Here is a 23,035-nt window from a genome sequence, read left to right on the forward strand (position 1 = left end):
TCCGCCTTTCGCTTCAATCATTAGCTCGATGCACCTTGCTTCATTAGTTTCTTCCTATAGTAATACACATGAAAAAGAAGGAGCTCCCCAACTCCTTCTTTTCTATTAAATCATATACCCCGATGTGGTGACAATTGGCTAGTTGTCTGTTACAAAGATATCCAATAGGATGTCAAAATTGTTGCCAAACATATCTATGGCTAGGCCTGGAAGGATTCCAAGCACCAATGTTCCAAGTGCGCACACAATGACTGTGATCCAGATTCCAACTGGAACATGGATCTTTTCTTGGCTTGCTGCTGGGCGGAAGAACATTTGTGTCATGATTCCGAAATAGTAAAAGTATGAGACGACGGTGGTCAGGATCAAGACGGACGCCAGGACGTAGGCGTTATTCGGTTCGGAAATGGCACCGACGAAAATCGATAGTTTCCCGATGAATCCGGCTGTTCCCGGGATACCGGCCAATGAAAGCAGGAACACCGACATTAATACAGCAAGAAAAGGTGAGCGCTGGTACAGTCCGGCGAAACGGCTCAGATCCTCTGAGTCATCTCGTGCAGTGACCACTTGCAATATCGCAAGCGCCCCGATGTTCATGAACAGATAAGCGACTAGGTAGAACCACATGGCTTCAAAAATGAAGATGAAGTTCACGGTTGCCAGTGGCACAAGCAGGTAGCCGGCGTGGGCCACTCCTGAGTAGGCGAACATCCGCTTGACATTGCGCTGGCGCAAAGCAACGAAGTTACCGATGATCATGGAGGCAACGGCCAAGACTGCGATGAATTCTCCCATCGAGAACAGCATGGATGAGCCTTCTGCTGACCGCGTTGGGAAGAACAGCGTAACGAACAGGCGCAGGACGATGATGAAGCCTGCTGTTTTGGATACGACTGCAAGGAATGCCGTCACTGGTGTCGGCGCGCCTTGGTAGACGTCCGGTGCCCACATGTGGAATGGTGCGGTCGCAAGCTTGAAGGACAGGCCGACGAACATCATCATGAAGGCGATGACCAGTAGGAATTGCATATCACGTGCGTTGATTTGTGATAGTACCATCCACATTTCCTGCAGGTTGGTCGTGCCGGTCAGGCCGTACACATAGCTCATCCCGAACAGGGTGATAGCGGTGGCGATTCCGCCGTTGATGACGTATTTCATGGCCGCTTCGTTTGATTGCAGGTTCTTTTTGCGAAGACCCGCTAAAACGTAGGAAGCCAGGGACAATAATTCAAGCCCGACAAACAATGTGATCAGGTCGCCGCTTGAGGACATGATCATGGCCCCGAGGACGCCCAGCAGTAAGAGGTAGAAGAACTCCCCTCTGTATTCCCGCAGGCCTTCTTTTGGCTCGTAGCTGATGGCCATGAGCATCACGAAGGCTGCTCCGACTAGGATGAGCGTTTTGAATGCCATCGCGAAGCTGTCGAGTCGATATGTTTCGTAAAGGATGGTGGTGACTTGCATTGGATCTTTATCGTACATGCCCACCAAGAATCCGAGGGCTACAAGGATACTGGCGAATCCGAGCCAGCCTAGTAGTCTCCGGTCTATTTTTTTCGGTAAAAATAAATCCAGTAGTGAGAGAAGGGTTGCTACACCAAGGATGATGAATTCCGGTGCCATGACGCTCCAATCAAAGCTGAGTAAGGTTTCTAAATCCATCTCCTTTTCACCCCCCTATCCCTAAAATTATTGTCTTGATGGTGTCTTGCAGCGGTTGTGCGAGAATGCTTGGGTATACTCCGATCAGGACGATGAAGAATAGCATGGCGAATACGGGAATGTATTCGACCCCACGCAGATCCACTACTTTCTCGCCATAGCCTGCCGCTTTCGTGCCGAAAGTCATTCCGAGCACGGCGCGTAAGAGGTATGCCGCTGTTAAGATGATGCCAAGGGTTCCGACTGCCGCAACGATCGGCATTTCATTGAAAAGTCCCATGAAGGCAAGGAATTCGCTGACGAATCCGGACATGCCAGGCAGGCCGAGTGAGGCCATGGCGCCGACAAGGAAGAATCCGGCTGTGAGTGGCATCGCTTTGGCCAGTCCGCCAAGCTTGCCGATGTCGGTCGTTCCGGTGCGTTCGTACATGACTCCGATCAAAAAGAACAGGAGTGCCGCGATGAAGCCGTGGGAGACAACTTGGAAGATGGCGCCCTGGATTCCCGCTTCGTTCAAGGCCGCAAGTCCGATCAGGACGATCCCCATATGCGAGATACTGGAGTATGCCAGCACCATTTTGAAGTCTGTTTGGATGAGTGCGAGGAACGCTCCGTAAAGGAGATTCACAACACCCAAGATTGCTAGAATGAAAGCGAGCTGGTCGAATTGCTCCGGGAAGATGCCAACTCCGAAACGGATCAGACCGAATGCTCCTATTTTTAATAAGACGCCCGCATGCAGCATCACGATGGATGGCGGTGCCTGGACGTGGACTTTCAGCATCCAGCTATGCAGTGGCACAATAGGAAGCTTGACACCGAATGCGACAAGCAATGCGATGAGAAGCCCCATGCGCAGGTCATCTGACACTTCGCCTAGGAACATTGCGTCGCTGTTGCCGGTGAACATGGCCGTGATTTCGGCGATATTCATCGTTCCTGTTTTGGTGAAAAGAACGACGAACACAATTAGTAGAATGGCAGAACCGAGACCATTGTAAATAAGGAAACGGTAGGCTGCACTTTCTTTTTCAAAATAGCCCCACTTTCCGATGAGGAAGAACATCGGAATCAAGGTGAGCTCGAAGAAAAAGAAGAATAAGAGCAGGTTTTCCGCTGCAAAGACACCGAGCATCCCAATTTGTAATAGAAGGAAGAGGATGAAATAGCCTTTCCATTCTTTTTTTACATGGACGCTTGCGATGGCTGCAAGGGTGGAAAGCACTGCCGTAAGCAGGATCATGACGAGTGAGAAGCCGTTGATACCAAGCTCAAAGGAGATCGGCTGGTAAACTTGTGCTCCATAAATTTCATCAGTCAAATCTTTGTTTCCGAATGTTATCCATTCACGCTTGACTGCAAATTGCTCCAGACCTGCCCCCGCCTTGTACTGCCAGAACGCGATAAGCGCGAGCAACAAAGATGGCAGGGTTGCGAGGAAACCGACGATTTTGATGGCTTCCACGTTTGTTTTAGGTGTAATAAGAAGTACCAAGATTCCTAAAAGAGGGGCAAAGATCAACGCTGTCAAGAATATGCTGTTCATCCGATGTACCCCCCTGTGAAGACGAAAATGATGATGAGAATGGCGAGCCCGACAAACGCGACTGTTCCGTATGTCTGGGTTTGGCCGTTCTGCACTTTGGCTCCAAGTCTACCGATCTGCTGGGACGCCGCGGCGATTCCCTTCATCGTTCCGTGGACAAGGAACTCGTCGATGTATTTAAGGAACAGACTGATGACGCGGGACCCGTAAACGAACGTCATTTTGTAGAATTCATCGACAAAATATTTGTTGCGTAAAATGCCGTAAAGATGCGGTGCGCCTTGGCTGAACGTTTCGCGCGCGATCGAGCGACGGAAGTAGATCAGGTAGGCAAATCCGATTCCGGCAGCCGACACAAGGATGGCGGCGATCATGATCCAAAGCGGTCCTTCGATGTGTGAAGGTCCGTATAGGTTGGTCCCTTCTGTCAGCCAGTCTCCGAGGAAATGGCCGAACCAAGGTGTATTCATATAACCAGCAACCACGGCGAGAACGCCAAGCACGATCATCGGAATGGTCATGACGGACGGCGATTCATGAACATGTCGCTGGTCTCCGCGCGCTTCACCTGTGAAGACAAGGAAGAACAGGCGGAACATATAGAATGCCGTGAAGAATGCGGCAATCAGTGCCAGTAAAAATAGGAACGGATTTCCGTTCACCCAGGCTGCAAGCAGGATTTCCTCTTTACTGAAAAAGCCTGAGAACAGCGGAACACCAGTGATGGCAAGCGTCCCGATTAAAAATAAGATTCCGGTGGTGCGCATTTTTTTCCAAAGCCCGCCCATTTCGTCGATGTTTTGGTTATGGACGGCATGGATGACACTACCTGCTGCAAGGAACAGCAATGCTTTAAAGAATGCGTGTGTGGTGAGGTGGAAAACCCCTGCCACATAGCCTGCAGAACCGAGTGCAAGCATCATGAAACCGAGCTGACTGACGGTGGAGTAAGCTAGTACCCTCTTAATATCCTTTTGCACAAGGCCGATGGATGCCGCGAAAATCGCGGTGAACGCACCGACGATCGCAACGGTCAGCATGGCTGTTTCGCTGGCATTGAATAACGGAAACAGACTCGCAACCAAATACACCCCTGCTGCAACCATCGTTGCGGCGTGGATAAGGGCGGAAACAGGTGTTGGACCTTCCATCGCATCAGGTAACCAGGAATGCAACGGGAATTGACCTGATTTCCCCATGGCCCCGATGAAAATAAGAATGGCGATGAGGGTCAGCATGCCTGCGGATATTGCGCCTGCATTGACTGCTTCAAAAATGACATCATATTCGAAGCTACCTACTTGCCAGAATAATAGGATGATCCCGATGAATAATCCGACATCCCCGATACGCGTCATGATGAACGCTTTTTTGGCAGCGGCTTTTGCATCGTTTTTATGAAAATAGAATCCGATGAGCAAGAACGATCCCACTCCGACAAGCTCCCAGAAAATGTAGAGCTGAAGCAGGTTCGGTGACATCACAAGTGCCAGCATGGCAAAAGTAAACAGACCCAGGTATGCGTAGAACACGTGGAGCCGTTCGGTGGCGTCCATATACCCTTTGGAATAAATATGTACGAGTAAGCTGACAAGTGATACTACGACAAGCATCAAGGCGTTTAATTGATTGACTTCATATCCCGCCGTCAGTACGACGTCTCCGATTTGGAGCCAGTCGAATGTGGCTTTGAAGGTTGGTGCTGAAAACCGCTCCCATAGTGCCATGAGGGAAAAGATGAGTGATAGACTGACGAGTGCGATTCCGAGGAATGCGCTCGATTCTTTCATTCTTTTGCCGAATAGCAGTAGTAGGATAAAGGAGATCAGCGGAAAAAGCGGGATGATCCAGGCATTTTCCATCATTGTATCAAGTCCCCTTCTTTTACGCAGCTTTGTGTTTGTGGCTGCGTTTTTGTGCAAGCTGGTTGCGGAGGTACGTTTTGTTATCTGGTAGACTCCCTGTTGATTTCCGTTCCGGGTATTCGCTTATCCTAAGGGCGGTGCTTGAGCCTCCTCACAACGCTTCAGGGGTCTCAAGCTACCGCTACCTCCCGCAGGAGTCTCATACCCTACACTTCAATCACCTGGGGTGACTAGTTTGCATTCTTACAATCTCTTTAACTTTAGTTCTTCAACGTATTCATGTCGTCGATGTTCACGGTGCGTCGGTTGCGGTAGAGGGCTATGAGGATAGCCAGGCCGACTGCGGCTTCTGCTGCTGCGACGGTGATGGTGAACAGGGAGAATACTTGCCCTGTGATGGACGGCGCGATGCCGAATTTGCTGAATGCGACAAGGTTGATGTTGACGGCGTTCAGCATGAGCTCGATACAGATCAGGACGATGACGGTGTTGCGTTTTGTGAGTGCCCCGTAAAGTCCGATACAGAATAAAATAAGTGCTAGTACCAGGTAGGCTGATAGTGGAACTCCGCTCATTCCTTGGTCGCCTCCTCTTTTACAATGTCACCGGCTTCTTCTTCGTCATCCCGTCTTGCCAGGATGATGGCTCCGACAAGTGCCACAAGCAGGATCACCGAGGTCAGCTCAAATGGAATGACGTATGTTGCATAGATGGCCACTCCGATCTGTTCGGTATTGTTCACATGCAGGTCTGCAGATTCTTGCGATCCAAGGTCAAGGCTATAGAGTCCTAAGTACATGACCGCTGCAAAGCCGAGCACCCCTGCCCCGACGAGTATTTTTCTGCCGAGTCCGGATGTTTCGGATTCGTCGTTGTGACGGGTTAGCATGATTCCGAACAGCATGATGATGGTGATGGCTCCGGAATAGATGAGAATCTGGACAGCCGCTACGAATTCAGCGGAGAGCATGACATAGATGCCGGCGATGCTGATGAAGGTGAACACTAGGGCTACGACCATGTGCACGACCTTTGTCAGATTCAGCATGAGCACTCCACCGGCGATCGCAGCGATTGCTAGGAAAAGAAATGCGATGAATTCACCGGTTATGGTCATGCTTTATTCTCCCTTCTGATGTTCGTATCGTTTTCATCGAGCCATTGCAGGTCTTTGAAAAGTCGATCACGGCTGTATTCGGCAAGCTCAAAGTTGTTGGTCATGATGATGGCTTCTGTCGGGCAGACTTCTGTACAGAGGTCGCACAGAATACAGATTTCAAAGTTGATATCGTATGTGTCGATGATTTTCCCTTTTTTCGTTGGATCCGGATGTTTTTTCCCGGTAAGCTGGATGCAGTCTGTCGGGCAGATGTTGGCACATTGGTTGCAGACGATGCATTTTTCCGGGTAAAATTTTTGGATGCCGCGGAACCGGTCCGGTAGTGGGAGCGGCTCGTTTGGGTAATCATAGGTGACTTTTTTCTTGGTTAAGTTTTGTAGGGTATATTTTAAACCTTTTGCAAGACCGCGCATTTCGCTTCACCCCTATTCTTCCGTTACTTTTTTGTAGTAATGAAAGTGAGTTTTGTTATTGAGTAAACACCGCTGGTGATTTCCGCACCGGGCTTCGCTTTCCACGGGGCGCTTGCGGAGCCTCCTCGGCTTTGCCTGCGGGGTCTCCTCTAAGCGCTACCTCCCGTAGGAGTCTTCGCCCAGTGCTCCAATCACCAGCTATAGATCTCTCTAAATTCTGGAGTTATTTAAAAAATAGTTCCTTCATGATGGCTGAGAAGAAGATGTTTGCCAGTGCTACTGGTAGTAGTACTTTCCAGCCGAATTCCATGAGTTGGTCTGCGCGCAGACGCGGGAATGTGACACGGATCCAGATGAGCACGAATACGACTACGCTGAATTTTAGCGCGAACCAGACGGCGCCCGGGATGAATCCGAGGAATTCGAATGGTGGCAGCCATCCGCCCAAAAATAGAACAGTGGTGAGTGATGCCATCGCGAATAGGTACACATATTCCGCCAGCATGAAGAATGCCCAACGGAAGCCGGAGTATTCGACATGGTAACCTGCGACAAGCTCTGATTCCGCTTCTGGCAAGTCAAATGGTGTACGGTTCAACTCTGCGACAGAAGCGATGACGAAAATAAGGAAGCCGACTGGTTGCAAGATGATGAACCAGAATGTTTCGCCTTGTGCGGCGACGATTTGATTTAGGTTAAGGCTTCCCGCAAGGAGGACAACACCGATTACAGACATGACAAGCGGAACCTCATAGGAAATCATTTGGGCCGCTGCACGCATGCCTCCGAGCAAGGAGTACTTGTTGTTTGATGCCCAGCCTGCCGCTACGACGCCGACCGTTGTGATACCGGAGATGGCAATGTAGTAGAGCAGGCCGACCCCGATGTCCGCAAACTGGAAGCGGTCAGTGAATGGGATGGTGGCAAGCACCATGAACGCTGGTGTGAAGGCGATGACAGGTGCGATAATGTATAATGGACGATCCGCAAGTTTCGGGATCGTGTCTTCTTTTAAAAGAAGCTTCAAGACGTCGGCCACTGTCTGGAGCAAGCCCCAGGAGCCCCCGACCTGGTTCGGTCCCATGCGTCCCTGCATGAAGCCCATTACTTTACGCTCGGCAAGGATTCCGTAGGTTACGAAACCCAGGACGGCAAGCAACAGTGCCGTTGCCAATCCAAAAAAGATGAAAAAATTCGTCCAGGATGGTGATGAATGCAGTAATCCTTCCATCATTATCCATCCACCTCCCCAAGGACAATGTCAATCGCCCCTAAAATGGCTATCAGGTTCGCCATGTTTTCTCCTTCAAGAAGTTTCGGTAGAATTTGCAGGTTGTAAAAGGACGGACGGCGGAATTTTAGTCGATACGGTTCTTTTTTACCGTCACTGGCAATGTAACAGCCGATTTCACCTCGTGGGGATTCGATTCGTACATATGCCTCTCCCTTTGGCGCCTTGATGATCCTTGGCACCTTTGCCATGATTTCGCCCTCTTTTGGGAACTGAGCGACTGCTTGTTCAATGATCTTAAGAGATTCTTCGATTTCCTCCATGCGGCAATGGTAACGCGCCCATGCGTCCCCGCCTTCGCGGGTCGGAACGTCAAAATCAAAGCGGTCATATATGGAATAGGGCTCATCTTTGCGAAGATCCCACTTTACGCCGGTACATCTGAGGTTCGCGCCACTCAGGGAGTACGCAAAGGCATCCTCCTTGGTGTAACGGCCGACACCCTTCACACGGCTCATGAAAATTTCATTGCCTGTCACAAGGTCGTGGTAGCCTTTCAGCTGCTCCCTCATATATGGAACAAACTCTTCCACTTTCTCGATCCAGCCCTCAGGTGCATCCCACTTCACGCCTCCAACACGCATATAGTTGAAGGTGAGTCGGGCCCCTGATAGTTCATTTAATAGATTGATGATCATTTCGCGCTCACGGAACGCATATAGGAACGGACTGACCGCCCCGATATCTAGCAAATATGTACCATACCAAACTAAGTGACTAGCAACACGCCCAAGCTCCATCGCCAACACCCGAAGGTATTCTGCGCGGTCTGGAATCTCGAGCCCCATCATCGTTTCGACTGCGTGACAAAGCACATAGTTGTTGGTCATGGCGGATAGATAGTCCATCCGGTCCGTGTACGGGATGATTTGTGTATACTGGAGGTTCTCCGCGAGCTTTTCGGTTCCGCGGTGAAGGTATCCAATGACCGGGGTCGCTTCCTTGATGATTTCCCCATCGATTTTTATGACAAGTCGGAACACCCCGTGGGTACTCGGATGCTGTGGTCCGACATTCAGTAGCATCTCCTCTGTGCGAATCATCTGCTACACCTCCACATCGTACGGCTCATAATCTTTGCGCAGCGGATAACCTACCCAATCATCCGGCATCATGATGCGCGTCAAGTTCGGATGTCCTGTAAACTGAATGCCAAGCAGATCGAATGTCTCCCGCTCCGGCCAGTTTGCCCCTTCCCATAATGGCTGCAAGGATGGTATGACAGGGTTTTCCCGATCTATTTTTACTTTCAAGGCTACAGACTGCTTGTTCTTATAAGAGTATAAGTGGTTATAGATCTCCATATGCGTCTCAAAGTCCGTGCCGTGCATTTCTGATAGAAATTCAAACGTCAGCTGCTCATTGTAACGCAGGAATGATGCCACTTTAAAATAGTTCTCAGGTTTCGCGACAAGCGTCGGGACATCTTTGGAAAGCGGGTTGATGTACGCGTCTTCCAGGGTGTTTTCACCGAGGTTGTCGTTGATCACTTTTACGTATTTATCTAGGTATTTCTGGTTTGGTGATGGTTTGGCTGGTGTTTCTGTTCCGTCGGATGTTGCCCCTTTGGCTTTTGCGGCAGCGGCGGCTTTCGCTTTGGCTACTTTGGCTGCCTTTGCCTTGGCTTTCGCGGCTGCGATGGCTTTTGCTTTTTCGTCTTGCAGGTTTGTTGCGTCGGAGTCTGCATCGGTGCCCGTTGCTGTGCCTTCACGCTGTTGTTTGGCCAGTGTGGCGGATTTGGCCTTGGCGGCTGCTGCCGCTTTCGCTTTGGCTGCTGCGATGGCTTTGGCTTTGGCATCGTCCCCGTCGGTTGCTGGTGCTTCGCCTGCCTCGCGTTTTTGTTTGGCCAGTGCGGCAGCCTTTGCCTTGGCAGCAGCGGCTGCTTTTTTCTTCGCTAGTTCTTTGGCGTCGTCAGTGGCGGAGGAATCCGTGGTAGAGTCAGCGCCTCCTTCTGACGCTACGGCGGCGGCTTTGGCTTTTTGTTTAGCTAGTGCGGCGGCCTTTGCTTTTGCTGCGGCTGCTGCTTTCTTTTTGGCTAGTTCCTTCGCGTCGTCACCGTTGTTTTCGGTAGGTGTTTCCGTTTCAGAAGCGGCTTGTTCTTTTGCTTTCTGCTTAGCAAGTGCGGCTGCCTTCGCTTTAGCTGCGGCTGCTGCTTTCTTTTTGGCTAGTTCTTTCGCGTCGTCACCAGTAGGTGCTTCCGTTTTTTCGGTTGGTTCTTCTTTATTTGGAGAAGCCTGCGCTTCCATCTTTTTTTTTGCTTCTAATTTTGCAAGTGCGGCAGCTTTTGCTTTGGCTGCGGCCTCTTTCTTTTTTTCTTCCAGGCTTTTCTCATCGCTCACTGCTAGATCACCTGCTTCCCTGTCTTGGCTTCATAGCGGATTTTTTCGCGGAGCTTGTTGATTCCATAAATAAGAGCCGCTGGGTTTGGTGGACATCCCGGTATATACACATCTACGGGTACAATCTGGTCCACTCCTTTGACAACGGCATAGGATTTGATATACGGACCACCCGCAGTTGCACAGGATCCCATCGCAATGACCCATTTCGGCTCAGGCATTTGATCATACAAGCGCTTCAATACTGGTGCCATTTTTTTCGTCACGGTACCAGATACGATCATACAGTCGGACTGACGCGGAGATGTACGAAAGAAGGATCCAAAACGGTCGAGGTCATAATGGGACGATCCCACCCCCATCATCTCGATTGCACAGCAAGCAAGACCGAAAGTCATCGGCCACATGGAATTGCTGCGGGCCCAAGCTTTCAGCTCCTCCAATGTTGTCAGGAAGACCGTCTGTTTTAGCTCTTCCATTTCCTCTGGTGAAATACTCTCTAGATTTAGATCCATTTCAACACCTTCTTCTTCCATGCGTAAATTAATCCGATCAGTAGTAAAACTACGAAAATAAGCATTTCAATCAGTGCAAAAATCCCCAACTTCTCGTATGCCACCGCCCATGGATAAAGGAACACCGTCTCCACATCGAAAATGACAAACAATAGGGCAAATATGTAATAACGAACATTAAACTGAACACGTGAATCATGAAAGGGATCAATTCCACTTTCATAGGTCGTCTGCTTGGCTGCTGATGGCTTATTCGGACGTAAAACCCGTCCAATAGCAAGCGCCACGACCGGAAGCAATACCCCTAGAGCCAAGAATACAACCACTATCAAATAGTTATTTTGATATAAGTTTAGTAGATTCATGCCCGCCCCCTCCGAAGTCTCTCTTTCATTTTCAGACTGCTCACAATATTTAAAAATGTAACCGATAACAATTATATCAAATACCCATATCTGTGTCGACAGCAGATATCCTTATTATGGCTATTGTTTTTAGGGGGACGAAAGGAATTGTTTTTGTTGGTGGTGGGATTTTTGGGTTTGAGGTGTGTTTGGTGAGAAGGAGATCTGTGGAGTTTGGGATATATCAACCGGGGTTGTGGTTTATCAATCTGAATTTATCGACCAATCTCAATCATCCAGTGGCTGATGGGTTTTCTAAAAGAAGCAAATTAGGGTTTTTGATCAAATTTTTGTTTTAGAAGAGCCTCAAGAGGCCCACTTTAAGCAAAATTCAAAAGATAATTACCTTGTTTTAATAAAGTGCATGCTTGGGTGATTTATAGAGCCAGGGAGACTGGGGTATTCTGTGGGGTTTTTGTTGAAAGTAGGTAATATGGTTCTCTGATATCATGAAATATCCGGATATATCCGGAAAATCTCCGATATATCATGAAAAATTTAAAAATATCCGGAAAACTAGGAATTTATCATGAAATTTTGGAATATATCAAGAAATTGACACACATCGAGCCAAATCGACACCGACACTCCCCTTTACCTCAGTAACAGGCTACCACCTTGCGTGCGATTACCCTTGCTTTAACACATCACCGTGGAGCGGGTCAGACCCCTTTTACTCCTTTAACACATCACCGCACAGCGGGTCAGACCCCTTTTATCCCTTTACCCCTTTAACACACAAAAACCCCCTCCCTCCAAAGCACGTCTGCTCGGGAGAGAGGGGGTTTCGATAAAGTATGTTTACAGGGTATTGTTACCCTCTTTTGGCTACGTTGATGCGGTTGATTGCGCGTTGAAGGGCAAGTTCGGCACGGCGGTAGTCGATGTCGTCCTGTTTGGACTGTAGACGTTGCTCGGCGCGTTTTTTTGCTTCTTCTGCACGTGTAAGATCGATTTCCTCTGCTGCTTCTGCAGTTTGGGCAAGGATCGTTACTTTATCAGGACGCACTTCCAGGAAGCCTCCGTTTACTGCCACTTGTTCGGTTTTGCCGTCTTTTTTCATACGGACGCCGCCGATTTGAAGTGGAGCAACCATCGGGATATGTCCTGGTAGAACTCCGAGCTCACCGCTTTGAGCGCGGGCTACTACCATTTCTACGTCTGATTCATAAACCGGGCCATCGGGAGTAACTACGCTGACTTTTAATGTCTTCATTTCATTCCCTCCTAGGTCCCTTTAATTAAACTTCTACACCCATTTGCTTCGCTTTTTCCACAACTTCTTCGATGCGTCCAACTAGACGGAATGCATCCTCTGGAAGGTGGTCGTATTTGCCGTCAAGGATTTCTCTGAATCCTTTAACTGTTTCCTGAACAGGAACGTAAGAACCTTTTTGTCCAGTGAACTGCTCGGCTACGTGGAAGTTTTGAGATAAGAAGAACTGGATACGACGAGCACGGTGAACGGTTAATTTATCCTCATCCGTTAACTCATCCATACCTAAGATAGCAATGATATCTTGTAGTTCTTTGTAACGTTGTAAAGTGGATTGCACTTCACGCGCTACTGCATAGTGGTCGTCTCCAACTACTTCTGGTGCCAATGCACGGGAAGTGGAAGCTAGAGGATCAACCGCTGGGTAGATACCCATCTCGGAAAGCTTACGCTCAAGGTTAGTTGTTGCATCCAAGTGAGCGAAAGTTGTTGCTGGAGCCGGATCCGTGTAGTCATCGGCAGGAACGTAGATCGCTTGGATAGACGTTACAGACCCTACAGATGTAGACGTGATACGCTCTTGTAATTGACCCATTTCCGTAGCAAGTGTCGGTTGGTAACCAACGGCAGATGGCATACGGCCTAGTAGGGCGGATACCTCAGAACCTGCTTGTGTGAAACGGAAGATGTTGTCCATGAAGAATAGAACGTCTTGTCCTTGGTCATCACGGAAGAACTCAGCCATTGTAAGACCTGTTAGTGCCACACGCATACGTGCTCCAGGCGGCTCGTTCATTTGTCCGAATACCATGGCAGTTTTCTTGATAACGCCAGAATCCGTCATCTCGTGGTAAAGGTCATTTCCTTCACGAGTACGCTCACCAACACCTGCGAATACGGAGATACCACCGTGCTCTTGTGCGATGTTGTTGATCAATTCTTGGATAAGAACCGTTTTACCTACACCGGCACCACCGAATAGACCGATTTTACCACCCTTGATGTAAGGAGCAAGTAAGTCTACTACTTTGATACCAGTTTCAAGGATTTCAACGTCTGTTGAAAGTTGTTCGAATGTAGGAGCTTGTCTGTGAATTGGATCACGACGAGAACCTGCTGGGATTGGAGCATCTAAGTCAATGTTTTCTCCTAGTACGTTGAAAACACGACCAAGTGTTACGTCCCCTACTGGTACAGAGATAGGGTGACCAGCATCTTCTACTTCCATGCCACGAACGACACCGTCTGTAGAAGCCATAGCGATTGTACGCACTGTGTTGTCTCCAAGGTGAAGAGCAACCTCAAGCGTTAAAGTAATGTCTACTTCATTTCCGCTACGCGCTTTATGATTAATATGAAGAGCGTTGTATATTTCAGGAAGATGTCCGCTGTCGAATTTTACGTCGACAACTGGACCCATGATTTGAGTAACGCGACCTTTCATCGTATTCCCTCCTAACTTACTTTTGCAAAATTTTAGTTCAGTAACGTTCTTGTCTAGCTCCGACGGCTATCCCCTCGAGGTCATAAGCCGTTTTTACTGCGGAGGTAAAAACAACCTCCTCCGTAAACCCGTCTTATGCTTGTCGGGGCTGAACGAGCCGCCTCTGCTTTTCGGTCTATTCTAGAGCTGAAGCTCCCGCAGTGATCTCGGTAATCTCTTGTGTGATTGCTGCTTGACGTGCACGGTTGTATGAAAGTGTAAGGCCTTGGATAAGCTCTTTTGCGTTATCTGTCGCACTTTGCATCGCTGTCATACGAGCAGCATGCTCACTTGCTTTTGCATCTAGTAATGCACCGTAAATCAGGCTTTCCGCATATTGCGGTAGCAATACTTCAAGGATACCTTCTTGGGAAGGTTCGAACTCATAGGATGTAATCTTGTTGGTTGTAGGTGCAATGTCAGTAAGAGGAAGAAGCTTCTTCTCTGTTACTTCTTGGGAGATTGCACTTACGAAATGGTTGTAATACACGTATAACTCATCAAACGTTCCATCCGCGTACATGCTGACTGCACGATTCGCAATATCCTTGATGTCTGAGAAGGATACTTGGTCGCCTAGACCAGTAATTTCGGAGAATACAGGGACATTACGCTTTCTGAAAAAGTCGCGGCCGATTCGTCCGATGGCAATTACTGCGTATTCATCTTGAGACTTGTGACGTTTTTGAACCGTCTGATGAACCGTACGTAAGATATTACTGTTATAGGCACCTGCAAGACCACGGTCAGAGGAGATTACGATGTAGCCTGTTCGTTTTACCGGACGGCTTTCTAGCATTGGATGCGATACATCTGTACTTCCTAGTGCGATACTTGCCACAACCTCTTGGATTTTATCCATGTAAGGATTGAAAGCTTTTGCATTTGTTTCGGCACGATTTAGTTTCGATGCGGAAACCATCTGCATGGCTTTTGTGATTTGACTAGTCTTCTTCGTCGAGGTAATTCTCGTTTTAATGTCGCGTAATGATGCCAAAGGATCTCACCACCTTTTTAACCCTATTCAGAGCGGTTAGACACATGGAAAGGAGGAATCGAAGGTTGGTTCGGTTTCCTCCATTGCATGGTGTAACTCACTATGTCAATCTATTACTTTTCAGAAGCTACGAAAGTCTTTTTGAATGCATTGATTGCTTCAGCCATCGCTTCGTCGCTTGGTAACCCTTTAGTTGTACGGATTTCTTCTAAAAGTTCTTTACGGTTGTGCTCTAACCAAGTAAGCATTTCGTCTTCGAAACGAGTTACATCTTGTACAGGAACATCATCGATGAAGCCTTTTGTAAGAGCGTAAAGAACTGCAACTTGCTTTTCTACTTTAAGTGGCTTGTTCAAGCCTTGCTTAAGTACTTCAACTGTACGAGCTCCACGGTTAAGTTTCGCTTGAGTCGCTTTATCTAAGTCAGAACCGAATTGCGCGAACGCTTCTAGCTCACGGTAAGATGCAAGGTCAAGACGTAATGTACCTGATACCTTCTTCATCGCTTTGATTTGAGCGGATCCTCCAACACGGGATACGGAAAGACCAGCGTTGATCGCAGGACGAACACCAGAGAAGAATAGGTCTGATTGTAAGAAAATTTGTCCATCAGTGATGGAGATAACGTTTGTCGGGATGTAGGCGGATACGTCACCAGCTTGTGTTTCGATGAACGGTAAAGCTGTCAAGGACCCAGCGCCTTTTGCATCACTAAGCTTCGCTGCACGCTCTAAAAGACGAGAGTGAAGGTAGAATACGTCACCAGGATATGCTTCACGACCTGGAGGACGTTTTAATAGTAGGGAAAGCTCACGGTATGCAGCAGCTTGCTTCGTTAAGTCATCATAGATAACTAGAACGTGCTTGCCTTCATACATGAATTCCTCACCCATAGTAACTCCAGTGTAAGGTGCTAAGAATAGCATTGGAGCTGGTGCAGATGCAGATGCAGTTACAACGATTGTGTAATCAAGTGCACCATGCTTACGTAGAGTTTCTACCACTCCACGAACTGTTGATTCTTTTTGACCGATGGCAACATAGATACACACCATGTCTTGGTCTTTTTGGTTAAGGATCGTATCGATCGCAACAGATGTTTTACCTGTTTGACGGTCTCCGATAATTAACTCACGTTGTCCACGCCCGATTGGTACAAGCGCATCGATCGCCTTGATACCTGTTTGAAGTGGCTCATGAACGGATTTACGATCCATTACACCAGGAGCTTGCCCTTCGATTGGACGAGTTTTGCTAGTTTCGATTGGACCCAATCCATCAACTGGTTGTCCCAATGCGTTTACTACACGGCCGATAAGTGCTTCACCTACCGGTACCTCCATGATACGGCCTGTACGACGAACTGCATCGCCTTCGCGGATTTCAGTATAAGGTCCTAAGATTACTATACCGACGTTGTTTTCCTCCAAGTTTTGGGCAAGACCCATAACTCCGTTAGAAAATTCAACTAGCTCTCCAGCCATGACGTTGTCGAGACCATGAGCACGAGCGATACCATCCCCAACTTGGATAACAGTACCGACATCGCTAACTTCGATTTCAGACTGATAATTTTCGATTTGCTTTTTTATCAGCGCACTAATTTCTTCAGCTTTGATGCTCATGAATTTCACCCCTATCTACTATCTATTCGTTGTAAGTTGACGTCCTAGACGTTCTAATTTTCCACTGACACTTCCATCAAAAATACGGTTACCGATGCGGATCTTCACACCGCCGATTAAGGATGGATCTACGATATTGCTGATGTTAAGTGAAGCTTTTCCAACCTTCGCTGCGAATACAGCGGAAAGCTGTGCCTGCTCTGCATCAGTTAATGCGCGAACAGAGTACACTTTCGCGTCTGCCACATTGAGGGCTTCATTGGAAAGTGCTTTGTACTCGTCAATCATATCGATGACGATACCTTGACGGTGACGGTCTATTAAAAGCTGTAACGTGTTTACGATAAATGGTGATGCAGAAGCAAATGCCTCACGGACGATTTGCTTTTTAGAGTCTTTGCGTACTTTTGGGTTGCTCAGGACAACATCAAGTTCCTTGTTGTTCAAGAACACCTTTTTCACTTCTGCAAGCTCAGCATCAAACTGTGCATAAAGATTGTTTTCTTTTGCCAGTTCGAAAAGAGCCAGTGCATAACGCTTTGCTACTCCGTTTTTGCTCATCGCACTTCGCCTACCTGTTTCACGTAATCATCGATAAGCTTTTGCTGATCTTTTTCGTTTAGTTCTTTTTCAATCACTTTAGAAGCGATCAATACGGACAAGGATGCAACCTGTTCACGCAAAGCAACAACTGCTTGCTCTTTTTCCTGAATGATTTCTTTTCTTGCCGCTTCTTTCAGACGTGCAGATTCCTCTTGAGCAGCTCTTACGATATCTGCTTTTTGATCTTCTGCAACTTTTTTCGCGCTTTCCACTAAAGCCTGAGCTTCAGTACGAGCTTCTTTTAATAGAGACTTCTGCTCTTCAACTAGAGCTTTCGCTTCTACATTGCTTTGTTCAGCCGCTGTAATTTCGTTCGCAATGTGATCTTCACGTTGCTTCATCATTCCAACTAGCTTATCCCAAGCAACTTTTCTAAGGAAATATAGTAAGATTAAAAACGTAATTAACTGGAATAGTGCATCTCCTAAAGTTAGGGATCCTGCACCAAGCACTAAGTGATCTAAGCTATACAATGCTTTCACTCCCTTCGAGGAATACATAAGAAAAGCACAAGCACCTAAAGGGCACCTTGGCTAGACATTTTGTTTACTTACAAGGCGAAATACTTGGAAACCCAAGTATTTTTATGCTGCGTTAAACGTCGCTGAAGATTTCCGCACTGGCTTCATTAATCAGCTAAAAATTGTTCATACTAAAGGAAAGGCGAAGGTTCTCGTGTGAGACGGACTTCGCCATTATGGAACCTAAGAATTATTCAGGCAGTTAATTAACCACCGATAACCATGAACGCGATAACAACGGCGATGATAGGAATCGCCTCAACTAGTGCTACCCCGATGAACATTGTAGTTTGAAGAGTGGATTTAAGCTCAGGTTGACGAGCGATCCCTTCTACTGTACGACTTACGATTAATCCGTTACCAATACCTGCTCCTAGTGCTGCTAAACCAATTGCAACTGCTGCTGCTATAAGACCCATTGATAATTTCCTCCTTATGTTTAAAAAAAGTTTTTTGTGGTTATTAAAAATTTATAAATTAATGGTCATGACTCACTTTGTGTGCCATATAAACCATTGTTAACATGGTGAAGATAAATGCTTGGATGGTTCCAATGAAAAGACTGAATGCTTGCCATACCAACATAGGTATGATTGCAACCGCTGTTCCAATGATTCCGGACATGAAGCCCATTTGATAACCGTTAACTGCAAGTCCAGCAAGCAATCCTAGCAAGATTTCCCCTGCAAAGATGTTACCGTAAAGACGCAGACCAAGCGTTAATGTGTTAGCAAATTCTTCAATGATCTTAAGTGGGAATAAGAACGCCATCGGTTTGAAGAAGTCCTTCCCGTATTGCTTGAAGCCTTTCATCTTAATCCCATAATAATGCGTCAACGCTACTACCATTGCCGCGAGACTAAGCGTAATAACAGGATCTGCTGTCGGCGATTTCCACCATAAAGTGTGGTCGTCACCAAGGATGATCGCAAATGGCAATCCTAGCATATTCGCGACAAATACATACAACATAATTGTCAGAGCTAATGCAAGGAATCTACCCCCTGTTTGCCAATCCATGGTACTGTTAATGATACCTTTAGCAAAGTCAACCAACCATTCAATGAAGTTCTGCGCTCCGGTAGGTTTCAATGCCAGTGTTCTTGTGCACAAATAGGCAATAAGAAACACGATTAAGGCTGTTATTATAGTCATCATAATATTTGACAAGTTGAAATGCAGGTCGTAACCAAACAAGTCAACCGTCCGTATAGGAGCACTGTGACCCAACACTACTCACCTCTCTTCCCCACTGCTTTAAAGAGTGTTACAAATGAATCTATGATAATGACAATATAGGATGTCATAATCCCTATGATGACGCCGTAGAGATTCAGAGTTTCCGGAAATCTCATAGCGATGACCACCCCTAGTACGGCTGCGGCCATTCTTGAAAAAGAACCTAGTGTGATAGCTTTCCGACCCTCGGCAACCGCTTCCGTGAACTTCTTCACTTTCGAATGCAACAGCCAATGGTTGTACACGCTTATCACCGTCCCCAGGATCAATCCTGCGAACCACTCTTGATGGGAAGTGAATCCCCACCCTACTACAAAAAAGGCAAGAAAAAATAAGAAATACTTCATATGCCTCATAAACTTTTCGGTTGATTCAGGCATATTTACGACTCTCCTGAGAAGAATTTTTGGACAAGGTATAATACTCCCATCACACCTGCTGCTAGTCCTAAAAGAAGTCCAATGATAAGGAACAATGGTTCTGTACCAATCTTGCCATCCAGCCATCTTCCTGCAAATAATCCAACTAAGGTGGGACCGACTAAGTAGGAAAGGATTCCGGACATCAAAGCCATTGCTTGGAATGGGCGGCGTTTATCTTCCATAGAAAACACCCCGTTTTACATGCGGTAAAAAGCTTGAGGTCTTGCTTATAAATCGATGCTAAATATGTATAAAACTGGTTTTTAAAAACCTATGAAAACCCTATCATTTTATACCCTTTGTAAGCATACAATAGCACTTTGTCAATGTCAATGTGTTCAAGGGAAAAATCGACAATCTTTTCGATGGTAAGATTTCTCTCTTTTTTTACCCTTCAATGATGCTTGAAACCGGCCGTGTTCCGCATTGAATTTTACCCAGAAAAAAACAGCCAAATGATGAACACTTTTCCTCATTCGGCTGTTGTATAACATTATTTTATCATATTTGTCATAGAGATTAAGTTTGTCGATTGTGAACATTATGTGACTATTCGTTCGTTTTAGGGCTAGTTGCTTGACACCTTTCGACAATAATGTCCAAGGGGCAATGGTTGGCAAGGTCACTCAAAATAAAGGTCGGCCTCCACGGTGTCTTCCTTGTCCAGCTTCTTGGCAAAGACGACTGCTTTTACAAGGCCTTTCACTTTTATCCTGTCTGCGGGGATCTGGTTTTTATAGAGCCCGCGCGGAAGGTCCCGCTCCCAGTCAAGGTAATCGATAAAGTGGAGGGTATCCACTTCATAGAGCGCAATCCCCAACTCTTCTGCACCTTCCGGCAGATAGACCTCATACTGGTACTCGCCTTCCTTGTCTCCGTAGCCGAACTGGAATCCCATGATCCGAGGGTAATCCGGTTCTTCTATTATATAGAGGAAAGGCAACCGGATCTTTTGGCTGCTGGCGTTGACAACGACCTCTCCCTCATGCATGCCAGGCTTCTGCTGATTTGGCGTAATGTCGAGGGTGATTTTCATTTCGCGTTTTTCCTTCGGTTTTAGCGTGAAAGTGATCGGCGTCTTCCACTGGATGCCTTTTTGTTGTTTTGGCTGATCGAAGGAATAGGTAACTTCCCGGTCCGAGACATTCTCGATGGTTATCGGAATCTCCTTCTGCGTTCTCGTCTCTTTTTTCTCAAGCATCCCGAAGTTAAGGGAACCTGGGTACACGAGGCTGTTCGTCTGGATGGCTTCCTCCAGCTGGATGCGTCCCGTTCCTTGTTCAAGGACAGAATAGTCGCTGCCGTCTTCTTTTATAAGCGGCTTGGTCGTATTCATCAAGGCGGCCTTCACCTGAGCCGGCGTCCAATCGGGATGGGCCTGTTTGATGAGCGCACTCGCACCTGCAACATGCGGTGCCGCCATGCTTGTCCCTTGAAGCGCGAGATATCCGTTTGGAATGGTACTATCGATTGCCACACCAGGCGCGACGACATCAGGTTTAATCTCCCATGTGTGTGTCACCGGCCCGCGGGAGCTGAAACTCGCAATGTCGTCCTTGTGCCATCTGAAAGTCGTCTTTACCATCGAAAAGCTCCGTTTCAGCTGCTTTTGTAAAAACTCTCCGTCCTCTTTTGAAATAGAAACCACAGGCATATCCATTTCCACTTCCAAAGTCCCTGTAAAATTCCCGTCCATATTGTTGTAAATCACCACGCCGGCCGCCCCGCGCAACCTTGCATGATGGGCTTTTTCCGAAAAGGGAATCTTCCCGCGTTCAAGCAGCACAATCTTCCCTTCCACCTTCTTGCCCTCCCAATCATCCTCTTCCCCAAGTCCCACATACACCATGGCCATTGGTTTCGTTGGAAAATCCCATGGCATGGAGCCTTGCAACGGAAGCATTTCGATCTCCCTTTTTGAGAAGATTGGTTTCAGATGTGGAATGTGAAGGGGTGGTGTAGAAGCACCGACCGAGATTGCCTCAGTGGACGTCCCCGGCGATCCGACCGTCCATAGGTTTGGTCCGGAATTACCACTGGATGTGACCGCGACTACCCCATGTTCCACCGCTTTGTTCAGCGCAAGACTTGTCGGCCAATCCGGTCCATTTATCGTGTTTCCAAGGGAAAGGTTGAGCACATCCACCTTGTCATGAATGGCCCTCTCGATCGCAGCAATCACATGCTCACTTGAACCATGTCCACCCGGACCAAGCACTCTGTATGCGATCAGTTCCGCATCCGGCGCCACTCCATGAAGATGCCCATTTGCCCCGATGATCCCGGCAACATGCGTGCCATGGAGGGTCGGCATCCCCTGCGACCGCTTGGTTTCCATTGGATCCTCATCCTCATCGACGAAATCATAACCACCACCGTAGTTGTTGCGGAGATCCGGATGCGTATAATCGATACCCGTATCAATGATTCCGACTTTCACCCCTTTGCCGGTGAGGCGGTCCCCCTCCTTGTCATAAAATCGGCGCATCTCCGCTCCTCCGATAAAAGGGACACTTTCATCGATGTGTTGAGTGTAATTGGTGACTGGGGAAACCTCCAGGATGCCGGGTTCTTTTTGCAGTTGTTCCAGGTCTTTTAATGGACCATGAATGGCAAACCCTTTGAACACGGCGGTATAGGTACGCTTTATGGTTAGGTTAGGATATTTTTGTTGAATGATCGTTTGGACAGCGTTTTGGCTATTGTCCTCCACGATTAAGATAACCGTTTGTCCCTCGTTGCCTGTTTTGCTAACAGGAAGAGGCGGCCTTTGTGGATATTTGGTTGTGTCTGTTGTATGTAAAGAGTCGTTTGTTCTTGCGTTCGTCATTGCGATGGTGGCTGCTGCTGTGCTTTTAGTCGACAGTGGAAGTACTGCTTCTAACATTTGTACAGGCAATTGAGCTGTTATCAGCAGTGTTGTAAGTCCCATGCATATTAAAATCTTCCCTATTCTCACATCTTTCACCTCTGCTATCTAGCATTTGTTATTGAGGTGGGATTATGCATGAGAAACAGTAATACAAAAAACTGCCCAATGGTCGGCGTCTTTCTCGACCTTTGGGCAGTTTTATTAGAATTTGTTTGTAAGATTATTTTGTTCCGTATAGTCTGTCGCCAGCGTCGCCTAGGCCTGGGACGATATAGCCTTTTTCGTTAAGCTTTTCGTCAAGTGCCGCGATGTAGATATCAACATCCGGATGCGCTTCTTTGATGACTTCCACACCTTCTGGAGCAGCGATCAGGCACATGAACTTGATGTTCTTCGCCCCGCGCTTTTTCAGGGAATGGATCGCTTCCACAGCAGATCCGCCTGTTGCAAGCATTGGGTCAACAACGATGAAGTCACGCTCTTCTACATCAGATGGTAATTTTACATAATATTCAACAGGTTGCAGCGTTTCAGGGTCGCGGTATAAGCCGACATGTCCAACTTTTGCAGCCGGGATCAACTTCAGCATCCCTTCCACCATGCCAAGACCGGCACGAAGGATTGGAACGATCCCTAATTTCTTACCTGCTAATACATTTGATTTTGAAACGGAAACTGGTGTTTCCACGTCCACTTCTTCAAGTGGTAGGTCACGGGTAATCTCGAATGCCATTAAGCTTGCCACTTCATCCACTAGTTCGCGGAATTCTTTTGTACCTGTATTTACATCGCGGATATATGTAAGTTTATGCTGAATTAACGGGTGATCAAATACGTACACTTTTGCCATTCGAAATCTCTCCTTTTTGTCATGAGTTGCCATCGCATATTTTTCG

Annotated in this window: 23 protein-coding genes; all 23 read right to left on the bottom strand. The window is 47.4% G+C overall.

Features of this window, described 5'->3' with window-relative positions; genetic code table 11:
* Positions 1 to 138: 138 nt before the first annotated feature.
* The 23 genes from nuoN to upp all read right to left on the bottom strand — a co-directional run bounded on the left by nuoN (position 139) and on the right by upp (position 22,989).
* On the bottom strand, positions 139 to 1,668 hold the full coding sequence (nuoN, locus tag MKY77_RS23660) for an NADH-quinone oxidoreductase subunit NuoN (protein WP_339148051.1): 1,530 nt from the start codon (positions 1,666 to 1,668) through the stop codon (positions 139 to 141).
* 7 nt (positions 1,669 to 1,675) lie between these two features.
* Positions 1,676 to 3,214 carry an NADH-quinone oxidoreductase subunit M gene (locus tag MKY77_RS23665; RefSeq protein ID WP_339148052.1) on the bottom strand — a complete coding sequence of 513 codons (1,539 nt, stop codon included), beginning with the start codon at positions 3,212 to 3,214 and terminating at the stop codon, positions 1,676 to 1,678.
* Complete coding sequence (gene nuoL / locus MKY77_RS23670; RefSeq protein WP_339149899.1) at positions 3,211 to 5,079, bottom strand: NADH-quinone oxidoreductase subunit L; 1,869 nt, start codon at positions 5,077 to 5,079, stop codon at positions 3,211 to 3,213. Before nuoL ends, MKY77_RS23665 begins: the two co-directional genes overlap by 4 nt.
* Positions 5,080 to 5,339: 260 nt before the next feature.
* Positions 5,340 to 5,654, bottom strand: coding sequence for an NADH-quinone oxidoreductase subunit NuoK (gene nuoK, locus MKY77_RS23675; RefSeq protein ID WP_339148053.1), 315 nt, complete (start codon positions 5,652 to 5,654; stop codon positions 5,340 to 5,342).
* Positions 5,651 to 6,196: an NADH-quinone oxidoreductase subunit J gene (locus tag MKY77_RS23680; RefSeq protein ID WP_339148054.1), complete on the bottom strand. Its 546-nt coding sequence runs from the start codon at positions 6,194 to 6,196 to the stop codon at positions 5,651 to 5,653. Before MKY77_RS23680 ends, nuoK begins: the two co-directional genes overlap by 4 nt.
* Entirely contained in the window at positions 6,193 to 6,612 is a 420-nt protein-coding gene (gene nuoI, locus MKY77_RS23685) for an NADH-quinone oxidoreductase subunit NuoI (protein ID WP_047970231.1), read from the bottom strand. Before nuoI ends, MKY77_RS23680 begins: the two co-directional genes overlap by 4 nt.
* A gap of 223 nt (positions 6,613 to 6,835) precedes the next feature.
* A complete protein-coding gene (gene nuoH / locus MKY77_RS23690; RefSeq protein ID WP_339148055.1) occupies positions 6,836 to 7,846 on the bottom strand; it encodes an NADH-quinone oxidoreductase subunit NuoH in 1,011 nt (336 codons plus the stop codon).
* A complete protein-coding gene (locus MKY77_RS23695) occupies positions 7,846 to 8,946 on the bottom strand; it encodes an NADH-quinone oxidoreductase subunit D (RefSeq protein ID WP_237662799.1) in 1,101 nt (366 codons plus the stop codon). Before MKY77_RS23695 ends, nuoH begins: the two co-directional genes overlap by 1 nt.
* 3 nt (positions 8,947 to 8,949) lie before the next feature.
* On the bottom strand, positions 8,950 to 10,242 hold the full coding sequence (locus MKY77_RS23700; RefSeq protein ID WP_339148056.1) for an NADH-quinone oxidoreductase subunit C: 1,293 nt from the start codon (positions 10,240 to 10,242) through the stop codon (positions 8,950 to 8,952).
* A gap of 2 nt (positions 10,243 to 10,244) precedes the next feature.
* A complete protein-coding gene (locus MKY77_RS23705; RefSeq protein WP_010200368.1) occupies positions 10,245 to 10,757 on the bottom strand; it encodes an NADH-quinone oxidoreductase subunit B in 513 nt (170 codons plus the stop codon).
* On the bottom strand, positions 10,748 to 11,122 hold the full coding sequence (locus MKY77_RS23710) for an NADH-quinone oxidoreductase subunit A (protein ID WP_010200369.1): 375 nt from the start codon (positions 11,120 to 11,122) through the stop codon (positions 10,748 to 10,750). Before MKY77_RS23710 ends, MKY77_RS23705 begins: the two co-directional genes overlap by 10 nt.
* An 853-nt stretch (positions 11,123 to 11,975) precedes the next feature.
* Positions 11,976 to 12,377 (bottom strand): F0F1 ATP synthase subunit epsilon, encoded by a 402-nt coding sequence (locus MKY77_RS23715; protein WP_339148057.1) that lies wholly within the window; start codon positions 12,375 to 12,377, stop codon positions 11,976 to 11,978.
* A 25-nt stretch (positions 12,378 to 12,402) separates the two neighbouring features.
* The gene (gene atpD, locus MKY77_RS23720; protein ID WP_060664610.1) at positions 12,403 to 13,821 is read right to left on the bottom strand and encodes a F0F1 ATP synthase subunit beta; all 1,419 of its coding nucleotides are present in this window, start codon (positions 13,819 to 13,821) and stop codon (positions 12,403 to 12,405) included.
* Between the two features lie 175 nt (positions 13,822 to 13,996).
* A complete protein-coding gene (locus MKY77_RS23725) occupies positions 13,997 to 14,857 on the bottom strand; it encodes a F0F1 ATP synthase subunit gamma (protein WP_339148058.1) in 861 nt (286 codons plus the stop codon).
* Between the two features lie 113 nt (positions 14,858 to 14,970).
* Entirely contained in the window at positions 14,971 to 16,482 is a 1,512-nt protein-coding gene (gene atpA / locus MKY77_RS23730; protein ID WP_339148059.1) for a F0F1 ATP synthase subunit alpha, read from the bottom strand.
* A gap of 18 nt (positions 16,483 to 16,500) precedes the next feature.
* A complete protein-coding gene (locus MKY77_RS23735; protein WP_339148060.1) occupies positions 16,501 to 17,043 on the bottom strand; it encodes a F0F1 ATP synthase subunit delta in 543 nt (180 codons plus the stop codon).
* A complete protein-coding gene (atpF, locus tag MKY77_RS23740; RefSeq protein WP_339148061.1) occupies positions 17,040 to 17,585 on the bottom strand; it encodes a F0F1 ATP synthase subunit B in 546 nt (181 codons plus the stop codon). Before atpF ends, MKY77_RS23735 begins: the two co-directional genes overlap by 4 nt.
* A gap of 227 nt (positions 17,586 to 17,812) precedes the next feature.
* Positions 17,813 to 18,025, bottom strand: a complete 213-nt coding sequence (gene atpE, locus MKY77_RS23745; protein ID WP_010200387.1) for a F0F1 ATP synthase subunit C — start codon at positions 18,023 to 18,025, stop codon at positions 17,813 to 17,815.
* Between the two features lie 58 nt (positions 18,026 to 18,083).
* Complete coding sequence (gene atpB, locus MKY77_RS23750) at positions 18,084 to 18,836, bottom strand: F0F1 ATP synthase subunit A (protein ID WP_339149900.1); 753 nt, start codon at positions 18,834 to 18,836, stop codon at positions 18,084 to 18,086.
* Positions 18,837 to 18,838: 2 nt separating this feature from the next.
* On the bottom strand, positions 18,839 to 19,225 hold the full coding sequence (locus tag MKY77_RS23755) for an ATP synthase subunit I (RefSeq protein WP_339148062.1): 387 nt from the start codon (positions 19,223 to 19,225) through the stop codon (positions 18,839 to 18,841).
* 2 nt (positions 19,226 to 19,227) lie between these two features.
* Positions 19,228 to 19,449, bottom strand: coding sequence for an AtpZ/AtpI family protein (locus tag MKY77_RS23760; protein ID WP_063559278.1), 222 nt, complete (start codon positions 19,447 to 19,449; stop codon positions 19,228 to 19,230).
* A gap of 440 nt (positions 19,450 to 19,889) precedes the next feature.
* Entirely contained in the window at positions 19,890 to 22,199 is a 2,310-nt protein-coding gene (locus tag MKY77_RS23765) for a S8 family serine peptidase (protein WP_339148063.1), read from the bottom strand.
* A 160-nt stretch (positions 22,200 to 22,359) separates the two neighbouring features.
* On the bottom strand, positions 22,360 to 22,989 hold the full coding sequence (gene upp / locus MKY77_RS23770; RefSeq protein WP_339148064.1) for a uracil phosphoribosyltransferase: 630 nt from the start codon (positions 22,987 to 22,989) through the stop codon (positions 22,360 to 22,362).
* Positions 22,990 to 23,035: the final 46 nt, after the last annotated feature.

It is taken from the genome of Sutcliffiella sp. FSL R7-0096 (assembly GCF_038595065.1).
GTDB lineage: Bacteria > Bacillota > Bacilli > Bacillales > Bacillaceae_I > Sutcliffiella_A.

Excerpts from the sequence above, each read along its gene's own strand:
- MKY77_RS23760 (WP_063559278.1), bottom strand. The coding sequence starts at position 19,449 with ATGGAAGATAAACGCCGCCCATTCCAAGCAATGGCTTTGATGTCCGGA.
- atpE (WP_010200387.1), bottom strand. The coding sequence starts at position 18,025 with ATGGGTCTTATAGCAGCAGCAGTTGCAATTGGTTTAGCAGCACTAGGA.
- MKY77_RS23765 (WP_339148063.1), bottom strand. The coding sequence starts at position 22,199 with ATGGGACTTACAACACTGCTGATAACAGCTCAATTGCCTGTACAAATG.
- MKY77_RS23715 (WP_339148057.1), bottom strand. The coding sequence starts at position 12,377 with ATGAAGACATTAAAAGTCAGCGTAGTTACTCCCGATGGCCCGGTTTAT.
- nuoI (WP_047970231.1), bottom strand. The coding sequence starts at position 6,612 with ATGCGCGGTCTTGCAAAAGGTTTAAAATATACCCTACAAAACTTAACC.
- MKY77_RS23665 (WP_339148052.1), bottom strand. The coding sequence starts at position 3,214 with ATGAACAGCATATTCTTGACAGCGTTGATCTTTGCCCCTCTTTTAGGA.
- atpA (WP_339148059.1), bottom strand. The coding sequence starts at position 16,482 with ATGAGCATCAAAGCTGAAGAAATTAGTGCGCTGATAAAAAAGCAAATC.
- MKY77_RS23705 (WP_010200368.1), bottom strand. The coding sequence starts at position 10,757 with ATGGATCTAAATCTAGAGAGTATTTCACCAGAGGAAATGGAAGAGCTA.
- nuoK (WP_339148053.1), bottom strand. The coding sequence starts at position 5,654 with ATGAGCGGAGTTCCACTATCAGCCTACCTGGTACTAGCACTTATTTTA.
- MKY77_RS23695 (WP_237662799.1), bottom strand. The coding sequence starts at position 8,946 with ATGATTCGCACAGAGGAGATGCTACTGAATGTCGGACCACAGCATCCG.
- atpF (WP_339148061.1), bottom strand. The coding sequence starts at position 17,585 with ATGTATTCCTCGAAGGGAGTGAAAGCATTGTATAGCTTAGATCACTTA.
- MKY77_RS23735 (WP_339148060.1), bottom strand. The coding sequence starts at position 17,043 with ATGAGCAAAAACGGAGTAGCAAAGCGTTATGCACTGGCTCTTTTCGAA.
- atpD (WP_060664610.1), bottom strand. The coding sequence starts at position 13,821 with ATGAAAGGTCGCGTTACTCAAATCATGGGTCCAGTTGTCGACGTAAAA.
- MKY77_RS23710 (WP_010200369.1), bottom strand. The coding sequence starts at position 11,122 with ATGAATCTACTAAACTTATATCAAAATAACTATTTGATAGTGGTTGTA.
- nuoN (WP_339148051.1), bottom strand. The coding sequence starts at position 1,668 with ATGGATTTAGAAACCTTACTCAGCTTTGATTGGAGCGTCATGGCACCG.
- nuoH (WP_339148055.1), bottom strand. The coding sequence starts at position 7,846 with ATGATGGAAGGATTACTGCATTCATCACCATCCTGGACGAATTTTTTC.
- MKY77_RS23680 (WP_339148054.1), bottom strand. The coding sequence starts at position 6,196 with ATGACCATAACCGGTGAATTCATCGCATTTCTTTTCCTAGCAATCGCT.
- MKY77_RS23755 (WP_339148062.1), bottom strand. The coding sequence starts at position 19,225 with ATGCCTGAATCAACCGAAAAGTTTATGAGGCATATGAAGTATTTCTTA.
- upp (WP_339148064.1), bottom strand. The coding sequence starts at position 22,989 with ATGGCAAAAGTGTACGTATTTGATCACCCGTTAATTCAGCATAAACTT.
- nuoL (WP_339149899.1), bottom strand. The coding sequence starts at position 5,079 with ATGATGGAAAATGCCTGGATCATCCCGCTTTTTCCGCTGATCTCCTTT.